At 73.0% G+C, this 19,252-nt stretch carries 19 protein-coding genes and 1 pseudogene; 10 read left to right on the forward strand and 10 right to left on the reverse strand.

Annotated elements, in window-relative coordinates:
- The first annotated feature begins 106 nt into the window (after positions 1-106).
- Positions 107-622, forward strand: coding sequence for a DUF6879 family protein (locus tag PV419_RS13980; RefSeq protein ID WP_319688466.1), 516 nt, complete (start codon positions 107-109; stop codon positions 620-622).
- Positions 623-636: 14 nt separating this feature from the next.
- Positions 637-1,485, forward strand: coding sequence for a helix-turn-helix transcriptional regulator (locus PV419_RS13985; RefSeq protein WP_319688468.1), 849 nt, complete (start codon positions 637-639; stop codon positions 1,483-1,485).
- A 102-nt stretch (positions 1,486-1,587) separates the two neighbouring features.
- Here PV419_RS13985 and PV419_RS13990 read toward each other — a convergent pair whose 3' ends face one another.
- Complete coding sequence (locus PV419_RS13990) at positions 1,588-2,283, reverse strand: response regulator transcription factor (protein WP_319688470.1); 696 nt, start codon at positions 2,281-2,283, stop codon at positions 1,588-1,590.
- Positions 2,280-3,761 carry a histidine kinase gene (locus PV419_RS13995; RefSeq protein WP_319688472.1) on the reverse strand — a complete coding sequence of 494 codons (1,482 nt, stop codon included), beginning with the start codon at positions 3,759-3,761 and terminating at the stop codon, positions 2,280-2,282. The genes PV419_RS13990 and PV419_RS13995 overlap by 4 nt, the downstream gene beginning before the upstream one ends.
- Positions 3,762-3,893: 132 nt before the next feature.
- Here PV419_RS13995 and PV419_RS14000 point away from each other — a divergent pair, with 132 nt between their 5' ends.
- The 3 genes from PV419_RS14000 to PV419_RS14010 are packed head-to-tail and all read left to right on the forward strand — an operon-like array spanning position 3,894 to position 7,028.
- Positions 3,894-4,817 (forward strand): ABC transporter ATP-binding protein, encoded by a 924-nt coding sequence (locus tag PV419_RS14000; protein ID WP_319689056.1) that lies wholly within the window; start codon positions 3,894-3,896, stop codon positions 4,815-4,817.
- On the forward strand, positions 4,814-6,256 hold the full coding sequence (locus PV419_RS14005) for an ABC transporter permease subunit (RefSeq protein ID WP_319688473.1): 1,443 nt from the start codon (positions 4,814-4,816) through the stop codon (positions 6,254-6,256). Before PV419_RS14000 ends, PV419_RS14005 begins: the two co-directional genes overlap by 4 nt.
- The gene (locus PV419_RS14010) at positions 6,249-7,028 is read left to right on the forward strand and encodes a hypothetical protein (RefSeq protein ID WP_319688475.1); all 780 of its coding nucleotides are present in this window, start codon (positions 6,249-6,251) and stop codon (positions 7,026-7,028) included. Before PV419_RS14005 ends, PV419_RS14010 begins: the two co-directional genes overlap by 8 nt.
- Positions 7,029-7,039: 11 nt before the next feature.
- Here the strand turns inward: PV419_RS14010 and PV419_RS14015 are convergent, their stop codons facing one another.
- Both PV419_RS14015 and PV419_RS14020 read right to left on the reverse strand, forming a co-directional pair.
- Complete coding sequence (locus PV419_RS14015) at positions 7,040-7,894, reverse strand: alpha/beta fold hydrolase (RefSeq protein WP_319689058.1); 855 nt, start codon at positions 7,892-7,894, stop codon at positions 7,040-7,042.
- A gap of 249 nt (positions 7,895-8,143) precedes the next feature.
- On the reverse strand, positions 8,144-9,103 hold the full coding sequence (locus PV419_RS14020; protein WP_319688477.1) for a D-2-hydroxyacid dehydrogenase family protein: 960 nt from the start codon (positions 9,101-9,103) through the stop codon (positions 8,144-8,146).
- A 105-nt stretch (positions 9,104-9,208) separates the two neighbouring features.
- Here PV419_RS14020 and PV419_RS14025 point away from each other — a divergent pair, with 105 nt between their 5' ends.
- A complete protein-coding gene (locus PV419_RS14025; protein ID WP_319688479.1) occupies positions 9,209-9,907 on the forward strand; it encodes a hypothetical protein in 699 nt (232 codons plus the stop codon).
- Positions 9,908-10,014: 107 nt separating this feature from the next.
- On the opposite strand, the pseudogene PV419_RS14030 reads toward PV419_RS14025, so the two are convergent.
- Both PV419_RS14030 and PV419_RS14035 read right to left on the reverse strand, forming a co-directional pair.
- Positions 10,015-10,233: pseudogene (locus PV419_RS14030) on the reverse strand (putative quinol monooxygenase); the annotation flags it as partial.
- Positions 10,234-10,253: 20 nt separating this feature from the next.
- Positions 10,254-11,318, reverse strand: a complete 1,065-nt coding sequence (locus tag PV419_RS14035; protein ID WP_319688481.1) for an aldo/keto reductase — start codon at positions 11,316-11,318, stop codon at positions 10,254-10,256.
- Between the two features lie 184 nt (positions 11,319-11,502).
- On the opposite strand from PV419_RS14035, the gene PV419_RS14040 reads away from it, so the two are divergent.
- Positions 11,503-12,372, forward strand: a complete 870-nt coding sequence (locus PV419_RS14040; RefSeq protein ID WP_319688483.1) for a helix-turn-helix transcriptional regulator — start codon at positions 11,503-11,505, stop codon at positions 12,370-12,372.
- A 77-nt stretch (positions 12,373-12,449) separates the two neighbouring features.
- Here the strand turns inward: PV419_RS14040 and PV419_RS14045 are convergent, their stop codons facing one another.
- The 4 genes from PV419_RS14045 to PV419_RS14060 are packed head-to-tail and all read right to left on the reverse strand — an operon-like array spanning position 12,450 to position 16,187.
- A complete protein-coding gene (locus PV419_RS14045; protein ID WP_319688485.1) occupies positions 12,450-13,769 on the reverse strand; it encodes an ABC transporter permease in 1,320 nt (439 codons plus the stop codon).
- Positions 13,769-14,425 carry an ABC transporter ATP-binding protein gene (locus PV419_RS14050; RefSeq protein WP_319688487.1) on the reverse strand — a complete coding sequence of 219 codons (657 nt, stop codon included), beginning with the start codon at positions 14,423-14,425 and terminating at the stop codon, positions 13,769-13,771. Before PV419_RS14050 ends, PV419_RS14045 begins: the two co-directional genes overlap by 1 nt.
- Positions 14,422-15,639: a peptidoglycan-binding domain-containing protein gene (locus PV419_RS14055; protein WP_319688489.1), complete on the reverse strand. Its 1,218-nt coding sequence runs from the start codon at positions 15,637-15,639 to the stop codon at positions 14,422-14,424. Before PV419_RS14055 ends, PV419_RS14050 begins: the two co-directional genes overlap by 4 nt.
- Positions 15,639-16,187 carry a hypothetical protein gene (locus PV419_RS14060; RefSeq protein WP_319688491.1) on the reverse strand — a complete coding sequence of 183 codons (549 nt, stop codon included), beginning with the start codon at positions 16,185-16,187 and terminating at the stop codon, positions 15,639-15,641. The genes PV419_RS14055 and PV419_RS14060 overlap by 1 nt, the downstream gene beginning before the upstream one ends.
- Before the next feature lie 155 nt (positions 16,188-16,342).
- Here PV419_RS14060 and PV419_RS14065 point away from each other — a divergent pair, with 155 nt between their 5' ends.
- From PV419_RS14065 to PV419_RS14075, 3 genes are all read left to right on the forward strand, one after another.
- On the forward strand, positions 16,343-16,999 hold the full coding sequence (locus PV419_RS14065) for a response regulator transcription factor (RefSeq protein WP_319688494.1): 657 nt from the start codon (positions 16,343-16,345) through the stop codon (positions 16,997-16,999).
- Entirely contained in the window at positions 16,996-18,246 is a 1,251-nt protein-coding gene (locus PV419_RS14070; protein WP_319688496.1) for a HAMP domain-containing sensor histidine kinase, read from the forward strand. The genes PV419_RS14065 and PV419_RS14070 overlap by 4 nt, the downstream gene beginning before the upstream one ends.
- A 63-nt stretch (positions 18,247-18,309) precedes the next feature.
- On the forward strand, positions 18,310-19,176 hold the full coding sequence (locus PV419_RS14075) for a hypothetical protein (RefSeq protein ID WP_319688498.1): 867 nt from the start codon (positions 18,310-18,312) through the stop codon (positions 19,174-19,176).
- Positions 19,177-19,252 lie beyond the last annotated feature (76 nt).

Genomic DNA, 19,252 nt, shown 5'->3' on the forward strand with positions numbered 1-19,252 from the left:
TCTCATATGTGCGAGGGAAGCAGCCCCGCGAACGGCCCGGTGCCCGACAGAGAAGCGATCGTCAGGATCCCAGCGCGGGTGATCCCGATGATCAGGGAGGCGTGCGATGCCGTCGAGCGTGCCCAGCTTCGCTGAGCTGCTTGGCCAGACCGAGCGGTCGGCCGTCCATTTGGAGCTGCGAGACTCCTACGCTCCCACGGAACGGTTCGAGGCATGGCGGTCCGGCGAACGGATCAACTGGGAGGATCGCGAATCTTGGTGGCATCCCTACGATCAGCTGATCGCGGACACCGTCGCCCGGGGTGTGGCGATCCGCCGGGCCCGAGTCGTCTCCGAGCCCGTATCGGAGTACGTCCGGTGGGAGCACTACGTCACCCACGCCAACGTCACGGCGGGTGAGGAGGTACGGTGGCTGCCCCGGCGTCTGACCACGAACATCCCTCTGCCCGGAAACGACTTCTGGTTGTTCGATGACGCGTTGCTCAGAGTGCACCACTTCTCGGGTGACGGTGTGGTGGTGGAGGACGAGATCACAGCAGACGCGGAGACCGTGAAGCTGTGCCTCACCGCCTTCGAGGCAGTTTGGAAGCGAGCGATCCCGCACCACCTGTACGAGATCTGACGAAAGCCGGCTCCATGCCCCCACACCCGTCCTCGAGCGTTCAGAAGGCTCGCGAAGATCTCGCCAGCCGCCTGCGCGAGATTCGAAGGGACGCGGGGATTACCGGGCGGGAGCTGGCCGCCAGGTGCAGCTGGTCGGAATCGAAGTCATCCCGAATAGAGAACGCCAAGACACCACCCTCTGACGCGGACATCAGAGCATGGTGCCGAGCCTGCGGCGCAGACGATCAAACCTCTGACTTGATCGCGGCAAACAGGCAATCCGCTGACGCTCATGTTCAGTGGAGGCGACTCCAGCGGAGCGGCCTTCGCCGCCTACAAGAGTCCACAGGGGGCCTGTATCAGCAGACCGGCGTGTTCCGCGTCTATGTCTCCGACGTGATCCCCGGGTTCCTCCAAACGCCCGGGTACGCCACCGCGCTGCTGTCGTCCATCGCAGACTTCCGAGGAACCCCGAACGACGTGAGTGATGCCGTGGCGGCACGCATACGACGGAACGCGGTACTGAGAAATGGCGCGCGCCGGTTCTCCTTCATAGTGGAAGAGTCAGTATTGCGGTACCGGATATGCGGCGCCGACACCATGGCGGCCCAACTCGGTCATCTCCTCGGGGTGATGGATCTCCAGAACGTCGCTGTGGGCATCATCCCCTTCTCGGCAGAGAGAACCATGTGGCCCATGCCTACCTTCACGATCTTCGACGACACCAGGGTTCATGCGGACACGCTGGACGCCGCTTTGACGCTCATACAGCCCAGTCAAGTCGAGTTGTACGCGCAAGCATTTGAACGACTTTCACAGGGAGCCGCGCGGGGAGCCGCGGCACGTTCTCTTGTGGTGAGTGCGTTGGCTTCCCTGGACTGAGCGGCCGACGGCACTGCTCAGGAGGGCGAGAACTCGTACTGCAGCTCATGCATGTCTGTCACCTCATCGATCGCGATACGAGATCGATCCGCAATGGCAGGGCTACCAGGGCGCCTTCCGTGGCCCACCCGAGCGGGGCACGACGAGCCCGAACTCATAGGCCAGCATGACGGCTTGGGCGCGGTCGCGGGCGCCGAGTTTGGCCAGGACTCGGCTGACGTGGGTCTTGACGGTCTCGGCGCTCACCGTGAGGCGGGTGGCGATCTCGGCGTTGGACAGGCCCTCGGCGATGAGGCGGAGGACCTCGGTCTCGCGCGGGGTGAGGAGGGCGAGCGGGGTGGGCTCTGTGGTGTGGGGGCGCAGGCGGACGAACTCGCCGATGAGGCGGCGGGTGACGGTCGGGGCGAGCAGGGCCTCTCCGGCGGCGACCACGCGTACGGCCTCGAAGAGCCGTTCGGCGGTCATGTCCTTGAGGAGGAAGCCGCTGGCGCCGGCGGCCAGGGCGTCGTAGACGTACTCGTCGAGGTCGAAGGTGGTCAGCATGACGATGCGCGGGCCACCGCCGACCCTGGCCCCCGCGCCGGCGACGATGCGGCGGGTGGCCTCGATGCCGTCCAGGACCGGCATGCGCACATCCATCAGGACGAGGTCGGGGTGCGTCTCGCGGCAGACACCGACCGCCGCGGCGCCGTCGGCGGCGCTGCCGACGACGGTCAGGTCGGGCTGGGTGTCCAGCAGCGCGCCGAACCCGGCGCGCACGACGTCCTGATCGTCGGCGATGACGATGCGTACGGTCATGCGGCCGCCGCCTCCCGCAGCGGCAGTTCGGCCGCGACGACGAAGCCGCCCGCCGGGCCGCGCCCGGCGCGCAGGGTGCCGCCGGCCATGGCGACGCGCTCGCGCATGCCGAGGAGGCCGTGGCCGCCGTCGGGGGCGGGGGCGGATGGGGCGGGGCCGGCGCCGACGTCGCGTACGGTGACGCGCAGCGCGCCCTCGGCGTAGTGGAGTTCGACATCGACCGGCGCGCCGGGGGCGTGCCGCCGGGCGTTGGTCAGGGCCTCCTGGACGATGCGGTAGGCGGTGAGCTCCAGGCCCGGCTCCAGGGGCGCGATCCGGCCGCGTACGACGAGCCGGACCCCGCCACCCGCGGTGTCGCGGGCCTCGTCGACCAGGGTGAGGAGCTGGTCGAGAGTGGGCTGCGGCCGGCGCGCGGGCACCTCGGCCGACGCGTCGTCGCGCAACACGCCCAGCAGGCGGCGCATCTCGGTGAGCGCCTGCCGGGCCGTGTCGCCGATCGCGAGCAGCCGCTCGGCGCCCAGCGGCGGCAGCCCGGGGGTGGTCAGCCGGGCGGTCTCGGCCTGTACGGACAGGGTGGAGATGTGGTGGGCGACGACGTCGTGGAGTTCCCGGGCGATCCGGGCCCGCTCGCCGCGCGCCGCGTGTTCCAGCGCGGTGTGCGCGTACGCCCCCTCGGCCGCGGACCGGGCGGCGGCCTCCCCACCGGCCCGGCGTGCCGCGCCGGCCGCGAGCGCGGCCGCGGCGCCCGCCAGCAGCGCCACGCCAAACGGTTTGCCGCCCGCCGCCGAGGAGGCCGGGCCCACCGCGTACGCCACGAAGGGGGCGGCGAACAGCAGCGCGGTGCGCGGCGAGCCGCGCAGACCGGTCAGATGGAGCAGCGCGGCCAGGGCGGGCAGCGCGGCCAGGCAGGGCAGCCGGCCGCTCAGCGGGGTCAGCAGGACCGCTGCCGTCACCGCCGTGGTCGCGGGCAGCAGTTGGCCGCGGGCGAAGGCGAGCGGCGCGGTCGAGCCGAGGACCAGGGCCAGGGTGAGCGGGATGTCGGCGCGGTTCCGGTCGTCGAGGTGCGCGAGGGCCTGGAGCAGCCCGGCGGCGCACAGCGTCGCGGCCGCCACGAGCGGCAGGTCCGGGGCGCGGCCGAGCCGCCGCACCGCCACCACCACGCGCGCGGCCGCGACGCGCCAGGCAGCGACGCGCCCGTCAGCGGCACCCCCGGCCACGACGCGCGCCACCGCTCCGCGCCCAGCCGCGACGCGCCCAGCCGTGACGCGCCCGGCTGCCCCGCGCCCGTCAGCGGCGTGCGCCGCCGCGTCGGCGCGCCGCACCACCGCCGCCCCACGCCCAGCCGCCCCACGCCCGTCAGCGACGCGCCCAGCCGCCTCGCGTCCAGTCGCGGCCCACGCCGCCGCCTCGCGCCCGGCCGCAAACCGCGCCGCCGCAACCCGCGCCGCGACACCGGCCAGGGGCTTTCTCCACCTCACGCCGGTCATTATGCGGCGGGCGGCGCCCCCTGCCGTCCCCCGTGCGGGGGACACCCGGGCGGCAAAGATTCCCCACCGGCGTGACGGCCCGCCGAACACCGCTGCGTAGCGTCCCTGGGCATGGCGGAAACCATGACGGGCCTCTCGATCGAGGCCAACGACCTGCGGAAGCGTTACGGGCCCACGGCGGCCGTGGACGGGCTGACGTTCACGGTGCGGCCCGGCCGGGTCACCGGCTTCGTCGGGCCGAACGGCGCGGGGAAGTCGACGACGATGCGGATGGTGATGGGGCTCGACGCCCCGGACGGGGGCTCCGCCCTGATCGGCGGCCGGCCGTACGCCTCGCTGCGCGAGCCGCTGAAGGTCGTCGGGGCGCTCCTGGACGCCGAGGCGGTCCACCCCGGCCGCCGGGCGCGCAGCCATCTGCTGTGGCTGGCGCGGTACACCGGCCTGCCCGCGCGGCGCGTCGACGAGGTGCTGGAGCTGGTCGGCCTCGCCTCGGCCGCGCGGCGCCGGGCCGGGGGCTTCTCGCTCGGCATGCGGCAGCGGCTCGGCATCGCGGCGGCGCTGCTGGGCGATCCGCCGGTGCTGATCCTGGACGAGCCGGTCAACGGGCTCGACCCGGAGGGCATCCAGTGGATCCGCGGGTTTCTGCGGTCGCTGGCCGCCGAGGGGCGCACCGTCCTGGTCTCCAGCCACTTGATGAGTGAGCTGGAGGACACCGCCGACCATCTGATCGTCATAGGCCGCGGCCGGCTGCTCGCGGACACCGATGTGGCGACGCTGCTGGCCGCCGCGTCCCGGGGCCGCGTCACGCTGCGCACCCCGCACCGCGCGGCGGCGGTGACGGCGCTGACCGGGGCCGGGGCCGAGGTGGCGGTGTTGGGGCCCGACCGGCTCACGGTGGACGGGCTGCCCGCCGAGCGCGTGGTGGCCCTGCTCACCGAGGGCGGGCTGCCGTTCTCGGAGGTGTCGCAGCACCGCGCCTCATTGGAGGAGGCCTATCTCGAACTGACCCGAGAGGCCGCCGAGTTCCGGGCACGGGAGGCCTCGTGATCCGCGCGATCCGCGCCGAGTGGACCAAGCTGGTGTCGGTGCGCAGCACCGCCGTCGCCCTGCTGGCCGCCTTCGCCTTCACCGTGCTCATCGGCTACCTCTCCGCGCAGGGCGGCCACGGGAACGCCAACGACGCCCCGCAGACGGTCGACCACTTCAGCTTCGTACACCGGGCGCTCGACGGCGACGGCAGCGTCACCGCGCGCGTCGCACGGCAGAAGGACAGCGCCCCCTGGGCCAAGTCCGGTGTCGTGATCAAGGCGTCCACGGCCAGTGGCTCCTCGTATGTCGCGCTGATGGTCACCCCCGACCACGGCGTACGGATGCTGGCCGACGCGGAGACGGAGGTCACCGGCGGCGGTGCCACGCACGCCCCGGTCTGGCTCCGGCTGAGCCGCTCGGGGCGGGGCGTGACCGGGTACGAGTCCGCTGACGGCCGCGTATGGCGGAAGGTCGGAAGGCTCACCGCCCGCGCGCTGCCGACGCGGGCCCAGGCGGGGCTGTTCGTGGCCTCCCACGGGCGCAACCACGAGCGTCTGGCGGGGCCCGGCAACATCCTGGGCGGCTTCCGCCCCACGACCGGTCAGGCCGTCTTCGACCATGTCACCCTGGCTCAGGCAGGGGCTTCCGCGCCGGGTGACTGGCAGTTGACGGACGTGGCCGAGGCCCCCGTCACCCATGGGCCGCCCGTCGAGATCCGCACGGCGTCCCCTCACCCCGGCACCCTGCGGCGCGACGGCGGCACCTTCACCGTCACCGGGAGCGGCGACCTGGGCCGCATCGGGATGGCGGGCGTCGGCAGCGAACTCCACGGCTTCGACCGGGTCAAGAACAGCCTCTCCGGGACGCAGTTCGGGCTGATCGCGGTGATCGCGCTGGGCGTGCTCGCCATGACCTCCGAGTACCGGACCGGCACGATCCGTACGACGTTCAGCGCCTCCCCGCGCCGCGCCCGGGCGCTGGCCGCCAAGGCCGTCGTGCTGGCGTCCACCGTCTTCGCCGCCGGGCTCGCCGCCGCCGTCACCTCCCTCCTGCTCACCCGGCCGATCCAGCGCCGCAACGGCATGGGACCGCCGCTCTTCCCCGACCCGTCCCTCAGCGACCCGACGGTGCTGCGCACGGTCGTCGGCACGGCGGCCGTCATGGCCCTGGTCGCGCTGTTCTCCCTGGGCGTCGGCGTGCTGATGCGGCGTACGGCGGGGGCGGTGATCCTGCTCTTCGCGGTGTTCCTGGTGCTTCCGATCGTCGCCCAGGTCAGCTCGATCGGCGTCAACACCTGGGTCAACCGGGCCACCCCGATCGCGGGCCTGGCCATACTTCAGACGATCCACCAGCTCGGCGACGCGATCAGCCCTTGGGGCGGGTTCGCCGTGCTGGGCGGGTACACGGCGGTGGCGCTCGGTGCCGCGTTCCGGGTGCAGGGCAGGCGCGATGCGTGAGGCGCGGCGCGCCGGGCGGGCGCTGCGCGCGGAGTGGACCAAGCTGTGCACGGTGCCGTCCCAGCTGTGGACCCTGGCGGCCCTGGCCGCGCTCATGGCGGGCGTGACGGCGCTCACCGCCGCGGGCCAGGGGCGCGCCCGCGGCACCCCGGCGGACCCGGTGGCGCTCGCCCTGTCGGGCGTATACGCCGCGCAACTCGCAGCCCTCGCGGTCGGGGTGGCGGTGGTCGGTTCCGAGTACCAGCCGAGGGTGATCCGTACGACGCTGGCCGCGCACCCGGGACGGACCGGCGTCCTGGCCGCGAAGGCGGCCGTCGTGACCGCGGCGGTGCTCGCCGCCGGCGCCCCAGGGGTGCTCGGGGCGCTGCTGGCCGGGCGTGCCGTGCCGGCCGGGCAGGGCCTCCGCACGGCCGCCCTGTCCGACCCGGCGCTGTGGCGGGCGGCCGTCGGCACCCTGCTCTACCTGGCTCTGGTAGCGCTGCTGGGCACCGGGGTGGCCGCCGTGCTCCGGCACACCGGGGTCGCGGTCGGGGCCACGGCGGCCCTGCTGTACGGCCCGTTCCTGGCCACGAAGGTCGTCCCGATGTCCGCACACGCCCTCCACCTGGTCGAGAAGGCCTCGCCGATGACCGCCGGCCTCGCCGTCCAGACCACCCTCCCGGGCACCGGCCCCGCCCCCCTCGGCCCGTGGGCGGGGCTCGGCGTCCTCGCCGCCTGGGCCGGGGCGGCGCTGGCCCTGGGCTGGGCGCGGCTGCGGTTCCGGGACGCGTGAGGGGGGCTGAGTCAGCTTCCCTCCGGTGACGCGAGCAGTTCCCGTACGGCCCGGCCGATGAACTCGACGTCGTCGGGGTTGGCTCCGGAACCCGTCAGATGGCCCCACTCGCCGGGAATGACGCGTACCTCACCGCCCGGGATGTGACCCGATGCCCAGGCCTCGTCCTCGGGCGGGAAGTAGAGGTCCTTCTGCGCCGGCATGGCCAGCGTCTTGGCGGTGATGGTGCCGAGCGCCTTGGTGACGGCCCCACCGGCTCCTTCGGTCGCGCCGACGTCCGCGTGCTGCCAGGTCCACAACATCGCGAGCAGGTCGTTGGTCTCCTGCCCGGCGAAGTTGGGCTCCCAGAAGCCGGTGAGGAAGTCGTCGAGGGAGTCGAACCCCAGCGCGCGGTGGCGCTCGTTCCAGTAGAACGCCTGCGAGAAGCCCCATCCGGCGTAGACCCTGGCGAAGGCCCGGAGCCCCGCCTCGTACCCCGGAGCCAGGCGGCCTCGGCGCCATTCGGGGTCCGCGGTGAGCACCGCCCGAAGCCCCTCGAGGAACACGGAGTTGTGGGGCGCGGTCTTCGGCGATCCGCAGAACGGCAGGGCGCGGGCGACCATGCCCGGATACGAGACCGCCCACTGGTACGTCCGCTGCGCGCCCATGGAGCAGCCGATCACGAGCTCAAGGCGTTCAATGCCGAAGTAGCCGTGGGCCACGTGGTGTTGGGCGCGCACGTTGTCGCGCATGGTGATGCGGGGGAAGTCGGCCCCGGCCTGGGGCGCGGGCGTGTTGGAGGGCGAGGAGGAGAGACCGTTGCCGAAGAGGTTCGGCACGATGACGAAGTACCGGTCGGTGTCCAGGGGCCGGCCGGGGCCGATCAGCCACTCGTGGGACGGTCAGGCGTACAGACATTTCAGTTCCGCACACCAGTCACCCGCACGTGCGACACAATCGCATACACGTTCGCCCTCCTCGGTTCCGCCAGGGCTGCGATGCGGGTGCTTCCCACCCGGCAGAGACGATGCCGCGACGCTCCGCGTCGCCATCACGGGATGCGATTCCTCCCGGTCGTGAACGACCGGGGTTCCTCGCGAGATCAAGCTGAACTCCGCGGCGGCCGTGGCCTTACATCAGCCGAGGAGGCGTACGGGGGAACCGTCGAGGAAGGCCCGGATGTCCTCGACGGCATCGCCGTAGTACCTGCGGTAGTTGTCCTGAGAGACATAGCCCAGGTGCGGGGTGGCCAGCAGCCGGGGCACGGTGCGCATGGGGTGGTCCGCCGGCAGGGGCTCGACGTCGAACACATCGACCCCCGCCCCGGCGAAGGCGCCACGCCGCAGGGCGGCGATGAGCGCGTCCTGGTCGACGATGGCGGCCCGGGAGGTGTTGATGAGGTACGCGGTCGGCTTCAGCAGGGCCAGCTCGGCGGCGCCCAGCAGGCCGCGGGTGCGGTCGCTCAGCGCGAGGTGGACGGAGACCACGTCGCTGGAGGCCAGCAGCTCCTCCTTGGACCCGGCGAGCGCCACACCGACCTCGTCGGCTCGCTGCCGGGTCAGGTTCTGGCTCCAGGCCGTCACCTCCATCCCGAAGGCCGACCCGATCCGAGCCACCCGGCTACCGATCTTGCCCAGGCCCAGCAGCCCCAGCCGACGGCCGTGCAGATCCGCGCCGACCGTGCTCTGCCACGGCCCGCCCGCGCGCAGCGCGGTGTTCTCGACGACCAGGCCGCGCGCCAGGCCGAGGATCAGCGCCCAGGTCAGCTCGACCGGCGGCGTGGAGGAGCTGGCGGTGCCGCAGACCGTCACGCCGTGGCGCTCGGCAGCGGCGTAGTCGATCACCGAGTTCCGCATACCGGAGGCGATCAGCAGCTTCAGCTTGGGCAGCCGGTCGAACAGCGAGCCGGGAAAGGGGACGCGCTCGCGCAGCGTGACGACGAGGTCGAAGTCGGCCAGAGCCGCGGCGAGCTCGTCCTCGGTGCCGAAGTGCTCGGTGAAGCCGACAACCTCCACCCGGTCCAGCACGGGCGACCAGTCGGCGCTGGTCAAGGCCACCCCCTGGAAGTCGTCGAGCACCGCACAGCGCAGCTCCATGCCCACTCCCTATCGCGGCTTTCCGCGTTTTGTTGTCCGTTTCGTTGTCCGGGCACCGCCTGCGAAGCTGTTCCCGGCACAGGTTTATCGGCCATACTGCCCGCCGTGGAGCAACGCATAGGACCGAGCACCCCGCCCGTGCCCGCCGCCGGGTTCGATCCGGCGTACATCCCGGGCATCACGGCCCCGCGCCCTGAAGAGCCCAAGGAGGCCGAGTCCCCACTCAAGGACGCCGTCCCCGACGAGGCCGCGGACGTCGAACAGCCCGCCGAGGACGAGCGGGCCGAGTCCGCGGACGCGGCCGAAGAGGACACCGGCGAAGCCGCCGAAGACGAAGCCGGAGCCGAGGCGAAGGCCGAGGACGGAGACGAGGAGGAGGCCGGAGGCCCCGCCTTCGAGGCCTCCGACCACCGCGGCTCGATCGCCGCCGGCCGCCGCGGCGTCACGTTCCAGCTGGACGGCGAGACGGCCGACTTCGACTGGGACGAGATCGGCGCGGTCGAGATCGACACCCCGCGCTTCGGGCGCCGGTTCTCCGTCACCGTCTACACGACCGCCCGCCGCTGGTACTCGGCCGATGTCGTGGCATCGGCCAGGAGCGTCCTCAAGAAGTGGACGGCCGAGCTCGACGAGGTGCTGGACGCCTACTTCGAGGACGCCAAGCCGGAGGACGCCGAGCCCGAGGACGCCGGGTCCGAAGAGGCCAAGTCGGAGGAGGCCAAGTCGGAGGAGGTCAAGTCGCAGGAGGTCAAGTCGGACGACACCGAGCCCGAAGACGCCACGTCCGAAGACGCCACGTCCTGAGGTCCATCCGCGCGTCCGGCCCGGGGCGCACCCGCCGGCCGCGCGGCCACCAGCTTCCGTACCGCCATCGGCTCGGCGAGCACCAGGTCCAGCACCTGCCGCGCATGGCGGAAGTGCGGGGTGGCGCCGTGCCGGGCGAGGGCCTCGGGGCCCGTCCATTCCGCCACCACCACCATGTGACCGGGGTTGTTGGGATCGGCGTAGGGCCGGTAGGCGAGGCAGCCGGGCTCTTCCAGGGACGGTTCGATCATCGCCTCCAGGGCGGTGCGCAGCCGGTCCTCCTGCCCGGGCTCGGCCACGCACTCGGCGACCACGACGAGGGACATACCGGGTCTCCCTTCGGCCGTCAGGGGCGGGCCGGGCCGGTGCCCGCGCCGGTGGCGGTGATGGCGGAGGTGATCTCGTCCAGGTCGGCGCGCGTCAGTTCCACGCCGCCCGCGCCGATCCAGCCGTCGACCTGACCGGGCTTGCGGGCGCCGACGATGGCCCCGGTGATGCCGGGCCAGGCCAGCGCCCACGCGATGGCCACCTCGGCGACCGAGGCGCCGTGCCGCTCGGCGACGGGCCGCAGCGCGTCGGCCAGCCGCAGATTGGCGGCCAGGCCCGTGGTGAAGTCGGCGTGGGCGGCGCGCCAGTCGTCGGCGGGCAGGTTCGCCACGCGCTCGGCGGAGAAGGCGCCGGTCAGCAGCCCGGACTGGAGCGGGGAGTAAACGATCACGCCGGTGTCATGGGCGTGTGCCCAGGCGATCTCGGCGGCGGCCGAGCGGTTGATGGCCGAGAACGGCGGCTGGATGACGTCGACGTGGGCGATCCGCTCGGCGGCCTCCAACTGTTCGGGCGAATGGTTGGACAGGCCGATCGCCCGGACCTTGCCCTCGGCCTTCAGGTCGGCCATGACCTGCCAGTACTCCTCCAGCGGGGTGGCGTTCGGGGACACCGCGCCGGAGCCGTCGCCGGCGTACTCCAGCGACTCGCCGGTGTCCGGCCAGTGCACCTGGTACAGGTCGATCCGGTCGACGCCCAGCCGCCGCAGCGAGTCCTCGATCTCACGCCGCACACTGGCGGGCTTCATGATCCGCCGGGGCGCGGCCTGCGGATCGGCCGGGTCCCAGACCAGACCGACCTTGGTGAACAGATACGGGCGCTCGGCCTCGGGCAGCCCGGCGACGGCCTTGCCGACCAGTTCCTCGGAGTGGCCGAGCCCGTAGACGGCGGCGGTGTCGATCCAGTTGACGCCGGAGGTGACCGCGTGGCGGATCGCGGCGATCGACTCGGCGTCGTCGGTGGCTCCCCAGCCGAAGAACCAGTTGGCCCCGGACACCGCCCAGGAGCCGAAGCCGAGCCGGGTGATGTTCATGCCGGTGGTGCCGAGCGGAAGGGCGGGGAGGCCGCCCGCGGTGGTCGCGCTCATGTGTGGGTGTCTCCTGTACGAGAGTGATCGGGTGCCCTGCGGGGCGCCCGGTGCGCCGGAACCGTTCCGGCGAGACCAACTCTCGCCGCCCCGCCACGGCGTACCCAGTGGCAGCCGGTGCCTGGGCACGGCATGACCAGGCTGGGCCGCCCCGCGACGAGCGCGGGCCGGGGATACTTGCCGCATGGCACTGGACAGACGCGCGGAGCTCGGCGAATTCCTCCGGTCCCGGCGGGCCCGGCTGCGGCCCGAGGAGCTGGGGCTGCCGGGCTACGGCGGCCGCAGGCGGGTCCCCGGGCTGCGCCGGGAGGAGTTGGCCCAGCTGGCCGGGGTGAGCGTCGACCACTACGTGCGGCTGGAGCAGGGCCGTACCCTGCACTTCTCCGAGGCGGTCCTGGACGCTGTCGCCCGGGCCCTGCGGCTGGACACCGTGGAGCGCGAACACCTCTACCGGCTGGCCCGCCCCTGGTCGGAGGCGGACCGGGCGGACGACGCGGACCGGCCGCAGCGCGTACGGCCGGGGCTGCGGCGGCTGCTGGACTCGGTGGGTGACGTCCCGGCGTACATCGTCGGCCGTAACACCGACGTCCTCGCCTGGAACCAGCTCGCCGCGGCCCTGATCACCGACTTCGGCGCCCTGCCGCCCGGGCAGCGCAACCTGGCCCGCCTGGTCTTCCTGGACGAGGGGATGCGCAGCCTGTACGCCGACTGGCGCGGCAAGGCCGACGATGTGGCCGCCTATCTGCGCCTCGACGCCGCCCGCCACCCCGACGACCCGGGAACGGCGGCGCTGCTCGACGAACTCTCCGGCGCCAGCGCCGAGTTCCGCGCGGCGTGGGCGGAGCACCGGCTCAAGGACAAGACGCACGGACGGTACGTCTACCGCCACCCCGTGGTCGGCGAGCTGGACCTCGGCTTCGAGACCCTGCGCCTGCCCGACGACCCCGACCAGGCGCTGATCGCCCACACCGTGGATGAGGGCTCCCCGTCCGAGACCGCGCTGCGGCTGCTGACGGCGTGGGCGACGTCCCGGCACGACGCCCGCGTCCCCTGAGCCGCCCGCCCGGCGCGGACACCGCGGACACCGCGGGCACCGCGGACACCGGGCGGACGGCTCCCGTACGGCGGGGCTCACGGCATGGCCAGGGCCTCCGTCGGGGAGAGCCGGGAGGCGCGGAGCGCCGGGTAGAGACCGGCGAGGCCGCCGATGGCGAGGGTCGCGGCCAGGCCGCCGAGCAGCGCCCACGGCGGCACCACGACGGGCCAGCCCTGCGACAGCGCGTAGCCCGCCGTGACCGTGGCGCCCAGCAGCGCCCCGCCCGCTCCGCCCAGGGCGGACAGGAGCTGGGACTCCGCGACGAACTGGGTGCGGATCTGGCCCCGGGTCGCGCCCAGGGAGCGGCGCAGCCCGATCTCCGCCCGGCGCTCCAGTACGGAGATCACCATCGTGTTGGCCACCCCGACGCCGCCGACCAGCAGCGCCACCGCGCCCAACCCGAGGAGCAGCCCGGTGAAGGCCTCGCCCGCCGCCTGCTGGGCCGCCAAGGCGTCGGAGGGCCGGGAGACCTCGACCTCGCCGGGCGCCTCGGGGTTGGCGGTGGCGCCCAGGACGGACGCCACCGACTCGACCGCGGAGTCCTGCGAGCGGGTGTAGATGGTGGTGGGGCGCCCGTCGAAGTACAGCTCGGCCTCGGCCGCGCGCCAGCCGACGAGGGCCGCGGTGTCCAGCTCCGGGGCGAGCGGGGCGGGTTCGAGGACGCCGATGACGGTGAACCACCGGCCGCCGATCAGGACCCGGGTGTCCGGGCCGACCTGCCCGATCCCGAGCCGTTCGGCGGCGGTGGCGCCGAGCACGGTCGTCGGGTAGGCGCTGGTGGCGCCGTTGAGCCAGGCGCCGGCGCGGAGCTTGGCCCCGAGGGTGGCGCGCAGGTCGGTGCGGGCGGCGTAGGCGGCGATGCCGTTGGTCTCCGCCTCGGGGATCTTGTCCGTGCGGTAGACCTTGGTGTTGGTGAGCTTGCCGACGGCCGACACCGCGTACACCGGGTCGATCCGCGCCACCATCTCCTCCGCGGTGTCCGGGAGCCGGGCCTGGCCGCCGGACATCGTCGAACCGGGCGAGACCGTCAGCAGGTTGGTGCCCAGCGCGGCGAGGCTGCGGTCGAGATCGGCGCGGGAGGAGGACGAGATGCCGACCACCGCGACCATCGCCGCGATGCCGATGGCGATGCCCAGCGCGGAGAGGAAGGCCCGCAGCGGACGGGTGCGCAGGCCCACCGCGCCGACCGTGACCACGTCGCGGGGGCGCAGCCGGGCGGGGCGGAGCGCGTCGGCGCGCCGGACCGCACCCCCGCGACGGTCCGTACGGGCCTCCGGGAGTGCCTCCGTACGGGCCTCCGTGGGTGGACCCGGGTGGGTGTCCGTGGGTGGATCCGGGTGGGTGTCCGTGGCCATCAGCCCGCCACCACCCGGCCGTCGCGCATCCGCACCTGCCGCGGCAGGCTGTCGGCGATCTCCCAGTCGTGCGTGATGATCACGACGGTGGTCCCGGCGGCGTGCAGCTCCCGCAGCAGCCGCATCACCTCGGCGCCGGAGACGGAGTCGAGCGCGCCGGTCGGCTCGTCGGCCAGCAGCAGGGCCGGTTCGCCCGCCACCGCGCGGGCGATGGCGACGCGCTGGCGCTCGCCGCCGGACAGCTCGTGCGGCTCGTGGTGCACACGGTGGCCGAGCCCGACCCGGTTCAGCATCAGGGCGGCACGCCGACGCCGCTCGCCCACCGACAGCCCGGAGTACAGGAGCCCGTCGGCGACGTTGTCCAGCGCCGAGGTGCCGGTGGCAAGGTGGAAGTGCTGGAAGACGAAGCCGATGCGGCTCGCCCGCAGCGCGGAGAGCCTGGCGTCGGAGAGCGCGCCGACGTCGTATCCGTCGATGCGCACGCCGCCGGTCGTGGGCCGGTCCAAGGTGCCGAGAATATGCAGCATCGTCGACTTGCCCGAGCCGGACGGGCCGACGATGCCGACGAGCTCGCCCGGCGCGATGTCCAGACTGACGCCGCCCAGCGCGGTGACCCCGCCGGGGTAGGTCTTGGTCACATCCGTCAGACGGATCACTTCGGCACCCCCACCTTCGTGCCCTCGGCAATGCCCTCGCCGGAGATCTCCACCCGGCCGTCGGCGAACAGGCCGGTGGTCACCGGCACATACGACGAGGTCGAGCCGTGGACGACCTCCACGCCGAAGCCGCCCTCGGCGAGCGCCAGCAGCGCGCCGACCGGCACCGTGAGCACGTCCTCGCGGGTCTCGGAGGCGAAGTCGACGTGCACCGCGGCCAGTGTGTAGGCGTCGGCGGCCTTCCGGCCCACCTCGTCCTTGAACCCGACGACCACCTCGACCTTCGTCTTCGCCTCCTCCCCCTGCCCGTTGCCCGGCTCGATCACCGTGGCGACGTCCTGAACGGTGCCCTTGACGGTCCGGTCGTCCGGCAGCACGACCTCGACCTCCCTGCCCTCCTTGGCCAGCCGCTGGTCGGCGGGGTCGAGCTCCACCGTGACGGCCTGCTCGGTGGCGGTGTACGACAGCACCTTGCCGCCGGGGCCGACCGTGTCGCCCTTACGGGCCGCCACGCTGTCCACCCGGACCGCGCCGGGCGCGAACACCACGCTCCCCAGCTCCACGGACCCGGTCTCCGCGAGTCCCAGGTCCTCCTGCCACGCGCGCACCGCCTCGGCCGTGGCGGCGGTGTACTCGTCGTCGACCGTGAAGCCCGTATAGCCGAGCGCGCTGAGGTTCTTCTCCAGCTGGCGTACGTCCACGCCCTCGGTGCCCGTCTTCATGGGGCGGTACGCGGGCGTCGAGCCGTACATCAGCGTCACGGGCCGCCCGTCCGCCTCGTACAGCGCCTGGCCGCGGGTGATCCGGTCCCCGGCCTCGGGCGCCCCGGTGACCGTGCCGGGCCGCCGGGCGGCCAGGGTGGCCGCCGGGCCGAAGCCGAGCTGTCCGTCGACGCTCTGGGTGTCCTTGAGCGTCCGGCGGGTCACCTCGGCGGTGTTCGGCGGCAGTTCGCCCGCCGCCTGGTCGCCCGAGGCGCGGCCGCCCAGGCCGAGCGTGGCGGCGGTGGCGCCGACGCCCGCCAGCAGGAGGACGGCGGCGGCGAGGGCGATCTTCTTGCCGCGGCCGCGGCCTTTGCGGCGACGGGCCCCCGGTGCCGGGGCCCGTGTCTCCGGTGCCGGGGCCGGTGTCTCCGGCGCCTGCTCCGGTTCGCGTTGCCCCTTCTGCTCGAGCGCCGGTTCCCGCTCTTGCGCGCTGTCCACGGCGGCTTCCCCCATCAGCCCTTTTCCTTGTGCAGAGTGCCGCCGCCGCCCATGTACTTGTTGCACGCCTTCTCGGCCTTCTTGAAGTCCGGGTCGTCCATGACCGTTCCTTCGAGCCGGATTCCGCCCTCCGTCGACGGATCCGGGAATTCCTCCACACCCCGCTCACGCATGCACTGGGCGTACTTGCGCATGTTCTCCTGCGCCTTCGCGTCCGGCTTGCGTCCGCCCCCGTTCTGCACCGGGTCGTACTCGCGGCAGGCCTCCTGAGCCTTCTCCACCGTCCCCTTGGGGGTGCCCGGCGGGATGTCGAGAGTGACCCCCTTCCCGGGCTCCGGGTCCTCCATGTCGATGCCGTGCTCGCGCATGCACTGCGCGAACTTGACCCCCATCTCCTGGGGACTCAGGCCCGCGCCCGAGTCGGCGCCCCCGCTCTTCTTCGCGCCGCCGGCCGAGGCCACCTTGCCGTCGCCACCGCCGTCGGAGCCGCACCCGGTCAGGGCCAGGGCCAGGGTCAGCGCCAGTGGCACGGCCGCGGCCATGCCGAGGATCCGCCTGCTCATCGCGTCGTCTCTCCTTCTGCTCGATCCGTACGGAGTGGATGCAAGAGCAGGCCGCGTTTCCCCCGCGTTTCCAGCGCGCGCTAACGGCGAGGAAACGCGGCCACGGGCACCATGACCCTCGCGCGGAAGGACTGTGCGCAAGGACAGGGGGACGTATGCGGGTGCTGGTGGTCGAGGACGAACCCTTGCTCGCCGACGCGATCACGGAGTGGCTGCGCGACGAGCCGCACGCGGTCGACGTCGCGTACGACGGCACCGCGGCGCTGGAGCGGCTGACCGTCAACGACTACGACGTGGTCGTCCTGGACCGGGACCTCCCCGGCGTGCACGGCGACGAGGTCTGCCGCGAGCTGGCCGGGGCCGGGGCGACGGCGCGCGTGCTGATGCTCACCGCCGCCGCCGACGTCGCCGACCGCGTCGCCGGGCTCTCCCTCGGCGCCGACGACTACCTCACCAAGCCCTTCGCCTTCGCCGAACTCGCCGCCCGCGTCCAGGCGCTGGGCCGCCGCAGCCGCCCGGCCGCGCCTCCGGTGCTGCGCCGGGCCGGCATCACCCTGGACCCGGCCCGCCGCGAGGTGTTCCGGGACGGGCGCTACGTACCGCTGTCGAAGAAGGAGTTCGCCGTGCTGACCGAGCTGCTGCGGGCCGACGGAAGCGCGGTCTCCGCCGAACAGCTGCTGGAGAAGGCCTGGGACGAGCACGCCGACCCGTTCACCGGGGCCGTCCGGCTCGCCGTGCTGAAGCTGCGCCGCAAGCTCGGGGATCCGCCGGTCGTCGAGACCGTCACGGGCGTGGGGTACCGGATCCCATGACGCGTCTTCTGCGGCCACGCCGCGTCAGCCTGCGGGCCCGGCTGACCCTGATCTACGGCGGCCTGTTCCTCGCGGCCGGTGTGGTGCTGCTCGGCGTCACCTACGCGCTGTTCAACCAGCAGCTCGTCGGCGGCGGCCTGAAGATCTTCGCCCGCAGCATGAAGACCGACGGCCCCGCCGCGGGCCCGCCCGAGAATCAGGTGATCACCGGGGACGGCCGTGTCCTCACCAACGAGTCGGCGCAGAAGTGGGTCCAGGACGAACGCGACCGGCTGAACGCCGCCGCCACCGCCTCGCTCGTCACCCAGGGCGGGCTCGCCCTCCTGGTCGTCGGCGGCGCGGCGGCCGGCTTCGGCTGGCTCGCCGCCGGCCGGGTGCTGGCCCCGCTGCACCGGGTCACCGACACCGCCCGCCGCATCGCGAGCGCCCCCGCCGCCGACCGCGGCCTGCACGAACGGATCGCCCTGCGCGGCCCCGACGACGAGGTCAAGGACCTCGCCGACACCTTCGACACGATGGTCGAACGGCTCGACCGGTCCTTCGACGGCCAGCGCCGCTTCGTCGCCAACGCCTCACACGAACTGCGCACCCCGCTGACCCTGGGGCGGGCCCTCGTCGAAGTGGCCATGCACCGCAGAACCGCCTCCGAGGACGTCAAACAGCTCGGGGAGAACCTCCTCGAGATCAACACCAGACACGAGCGGCTGATCACCGGCCTGCTGCTGCTCGCGAGCTCCGAGAACGAGATCACCGAGCGGCGGCCGGTCGACCTCTCCGACGTCGTCGACCACGTCGTCGGACAGACCGCGCGGGAGGCGGAGGCGGCCGGGGTCGTCGTACGGCAGCAGCCCGCCCCGGCCCCCACGACGGGCGACGCGCTGCTGCTCGAACGGCTGGTGCACAACCTCGTCGAGAACGGCATCCGCCACAACACCCCCGACAACGACGGCGGCGGCTGGGTCCAGGTCACCTGCCACACCCGCGACACCGGCGACGACGACGGCCGGGCCGAGGTGGAGGTCGAGGTGAGCAACACCGGCCCCGCCGTCCCCCCGTACGAACTCCCCGCCCTCTTCGAGCCCTTCCGCCGCCTCGGCACCGACCGCCTGGTCACCGCCAAGGGCGCCGGCCTCGGACTGTCCATCGTCCGCTCCATCGCCCACGCCCACGGCGGCGACGTCACGGCCCACCCCCGCGAGGGCGGCGGTCTGACCGTGACGGTGACCCTGCCCGCCCACGCGGAATGAGCGCGGGCCGCCCGTCTCTGTTCCCCCTCATGTCACCCATTCCCGACCCGGAGGTCTTCTCGTATGCGCTTTAACACTCCGTCACGTCTCTCGAGGCGCTTCCTGCTTGCCGCAGGACCTGCCATCGGGCTGTCCGGACTCGCCCCCGTCTCTGCCGCCGCGAAACCCGTCACCCCCCGGGCCGTCCGCGCTACGGCTCCGCGCTCCGCCAGTCACCTTGTCCTCGACTACCGGCCGAGCCAGGCCACGGGCTGGCCACCGCACCCCGGCAAGGCGACGGGGACAATCGGCGGGCACATCGCCACGCAGGACTTCACGTTCAACGGCACGCGGTACCGGATCAGCCTCCTGCCGTTCGGACAGGACAGCGACGCGCCGGATCCCGTCTACGAAGACGTCCCGGCCGATACCGCCATTGCGTTCGAACAGACGCTGGCCGATGCCTTCGGTGACTTCTACGCGTTCCGTTACCAGGGCGGCTTTCCGGGCGAGGGAGAGTTCAGGGTCCAGTCGTACAGCGTCACCGCCGGCGAGCCGACGGCGGAGCAGCCGGGGACGAGCTTCGGCGGCGGGGTTTACGTCGTCTACGACCCGGACGTCCGACGTGGCGACCCTGGGATCCAGGATTCGATCCAGTGGATCCAGGTGGTCCGCTCCTCTGGCTTCGACAGCAGACCAAGCGAAGTCGACAACCTGCACCGGGCGAACCCGTTCTCCATGGACGGGGGCCTGACCTCGGTCAACGGCACCCAGGTCTGCAACTTCCACGACGAGGCCGTCTTTTCCCTGGACGGGAACTTCTCCTTGGAGGGCGAGTTCATGGCCGAGGTCTTCCTCGCCCAGGACACCGGTCGCAAGGACACGTCGGGCCGGGGAATCGTCAAGATCTTCGGCGGCCTCAAGTGGGGCTGGCAGGTGCGGCCGGTCTAGCCAGGTGGGCGCGGCGGCCGAGGCGCCGTAGCCGGCCCGCCGGCGCGGCTGGGCCGCTCCAAAGCAACGATGCGCT

It is taken from the genome of Streptomyces sp. ME19-01-6 (genome assembly GCF_033793745.1).
GTDB lineage: Bacteria > Actinomycetota > Actinomycetes > Streptomycetales > Streptomycetaceae > Streptomyces.

Coding starts and splice junctions, on each gene's coding strand:
- PV419_RS13980 (WP_319688466.1), top strand. CDS start 107: ATGCCGTCGAGCGTGCCCAGCTTCGCTGAGCTGCTTGGCCAGACCGAG.
- PV419_RS13985 (WP_319688468.1), top strand. CDS start 637: ATGCCCCCACACCCGTCCTCGAGCGTTCAGAAGGCTCGCGAAGATCTC.
- PV419_RS13990 (WP_319688470.1), bottom strand. CDS start 2,283: ATGACCGTACGCATCGTCATCGCCGACGATCAGGACGTCGTGCGCGCC.
- PV419_RS14000 (WP_319689056.1), top strand. CDS start 3,894: ATGACGGGCCTCTCGATCGAGGCCAACGACCTGCGGAAGCGTTACGGG.
- PV419_RS14010 (WP_319688475.1), top strand. CDS start 6,249: ATGCGTGAGGCGCGGCGCGCCGGGCGGGCGCTGCGCGCGGAGTGGACC.
- PV419_RS14020 (WP_319688477.1), bottom strand. CDS start 9,103: ATGGAGCTGCGCTGTGCGGTGCTCGACGACTTCCAGGGGGTGGCCTTG.
- PV419_RS14035 (WP_319688481.1), bottom strand. CDS start 11,318: ATGAGCGCGACCACCGCGGGCGGCCTCCCCGCCCTTCCGCTCGGCACC.
- PV419_RS14040 (WP_319688483.1), top strand. CDS start 11,503: ATGGCACTGGACAGACGCGCGGAGCTCGGCGAATTCCTCCGGTCCCGG.
- PV419_RS14045 (WP_319688485.1), bottom strand. CDS start 13,769: ATGGCCACGGACACCCACCCGGATCCACCCACGGACACCCACCCGGGT.
- PV419_RS14055 (WP_319688489.1), bottom strand. CDS start 15,639: ATGGGGGAAGCCGCCGTGGACAGCGCGCAAGAGCGGGAACCGGCGCTC.
- PV419_RS14060 (WP_319688491.1), bottom strand. CDS start 16,187: ATGAGCAGGCGGATCCTCGGCATGGCCGCGGCCGTGCCACTGGCGCTG.
- PV419_RS14065 (WP_319688494.1), top strand. CDS start 16,343: ATGCGGGTGCTGGTGGTCGAGGACGAACCCTTGCTCGCCGACGCGATC.
- PV419_RS14070 (WP_319688496.1), top strand. CDS start 16,996: ATGACGCGTCTTCTGCGGCCACGCCGCGTCAGCCTGCGGGCCCGGCTG.
- PV419_RS14075 (WP_319688498.1), top strand. CDS start 18,310: ATGCGCTTTAACACTCCGTCACGTCTCTCGAGGCGCTTCCTGCTTGCC.